This is a genomic window from Clostridia bacterium (genome assembly GCA_035561135.1).
In the GTDB taxonomy this organism is placed as follows: Bacteria; Acidobacteriota; Terriglobia; order Terriglobales; family Acidobacteriaceae; genus DATMYA01.
In genome coordinates this window covers 1-1,483 of the sequence record DATMYA010000069.1, presented here as the reverse complement: position 1 = coordinate 1,483, position 1,483 = coordinate 1, and the positions used below count along the sequence as shown (strand labels likewise).

Genomic DNA, 1,483 nt, shown 5'->3' with positions numbered 1-1,483 from the left:
TCTTCCGCGGGCTGGGGTTCAAGTACGTGACGCTGGATCTCGAAGGCTACCGGCAGGGGTCGATGAACGAAGTCCTCAACCTGCGCAAGTAGCGGCGGCGCGTGCGGGCGCGTTGTGCTTGAGGCACAGCCTGTAGAACTCCGGCCGTTCAGAACGGGGCATCGTCGTCGTTCTCCTCCCTGTCCAGGGACTCAATTATACTTTTGAGCGCAGCGTCTACCCCCATCGCCTTCCGTCTAGCCGCTTTGTAGAGATCGTTCATGTACCCAAAAGCCTCGATGGGATCGAGTTGGGTACTATTCGGGATATCAACATCCGTGATCTCTTCGACGAGAGTACCGTTCTGGTCTAGGACTTGAACGATGATATCGAGACCGCCCTGAGAGCCGTGACGGGTGAACAACCGAACCGCATAGCCGGGGAACGCTACTTGGTAAACGTCATCCTCGGCGGTGCGTTGCCAGTCCAGCTTTCCGGCATATGTCTTCTTGGCCAGTTTTTCTACTAATGTCCAGATACCGTCAGCCATTGTCTGCAATCCTCATCGAACCTAGAACTTCCGACAGCCGGTCCAGTTCGTTCGACACAACGATGTTGAGCTTCGCCGGGTTGAGAGTCTGGCCAGTTGCTACTGCCCTCTCAACCTTGTCCTCGATAGTCCGTAACTGCGCTATAGCACCCTGAATCACGATCGCGTGGCTCTCCTTCAAGTCCTGCCTGCTGGCGCGAATCGTTATGAGCGTGGCACGCAACGCAGAGTATCTATCCAGCAATGCAGTCCAATCTTGCTGCCTGTGGAGCCGCTTGACTTCCTGCAATACTGACATGGCGGCCGCGAGGTCGATCATTGCGCTCGCTCGGAAGATGTCGTGCCGAGCGTTTTCTGCAGATTCCCTGGCGCGGTCTGCCGCGTTCTTTGAGCGATAGACACCGATTAGGGTCCACGCGAACCCAGCAATCGAGACCAGCAAACCCAAGATGTTGGCGACATTTCCCCCCGTTGACAGTACGTCTGCGTGTTGGGCCGCGGTTGTCATCATCGCTCAGGTCAGCCAACATCTTATCTCAATGAGAGTCCATTGTCTCAATCTCCGCGCTGTTATCATCAGACATCACTACTACGCTGCTGATCTCGGTTGCTGCCAAGATCAGACAGGTGGGCCTGCCCGTGTCCGCCAGAGCGCAACCCGGTTTATGCCGGGCCATGCCCTACAGATCTCCGGCGGCAGTCGTGGATGTTGCACCGCCCTCGCGTGTGTTAAAACGTATCGAGCACGCAACCATGCCCAAAGAGACGAGTTCGAATCGCAGATCGTTCTTCCAGTCGGTGACGGCGTTCCTCGGACTGCCCGTTGTGGCAGCCGCGCAGGGGGGCCGGCCGGTGCCCAGCGGCGGCCAGGATCTTAAGTACCTACCCAGCTACGCGCGCGCCCAAAACTATCGTTCGCTGAAGCAATCGAGCTACGACACCACCGGCGGGAAC

At 57.5% G+C, this 1,483-nt stretch carries 4 protein-coding genes; 2 read left to right on the top strand and 2 right to left on the bottom strand.

The window, feature by feature from the left end:
• Positions 1-92, top strand: a 92-nt coding sequence (locus VN622_14290) for a TIGR00268 family protein (protein ID HWR37028.1), incomplete at its 5' end; no start/stop codon positions are given.
• Between the two features lie 56 nt (positions 93-148).
• On the opposite strand, the gene VN622_14285 is transcribed toward VN622_14290, so the two are convergent.
• A complete protein-coding gene (locus VN622_14285) occupies positions 149-529 on the bottom strand; it encodes a hypothetical protein (protein HWR37027.1) in 381 nt (126 codons plus the stop codon).
• Complete coding sequence (locus VN622_14280) at positions 522-1,040, bottom strand: hypothetical protein (protein ID HWR37026.1); 519 nt, start codon at positions 1,038-1,040, stop codon at positions 522-524. The genes VN622_14285 and VN622_14280 overlap by 8 nt, the downstream gene beginning before the upstream one ends.
• Positions 1,041-1,204: 164 nt before the next feature.
• On the opposite strand from VN622_14280, the gene VN622_14275 reads away from it, so the two are divergent.
• Positions 1,205-1,483: hypothetical protein (locus VN622_14275; protein HWR37025.1), on the top strand; the 279-nt coding region annotated here is incomplete at its 3' end.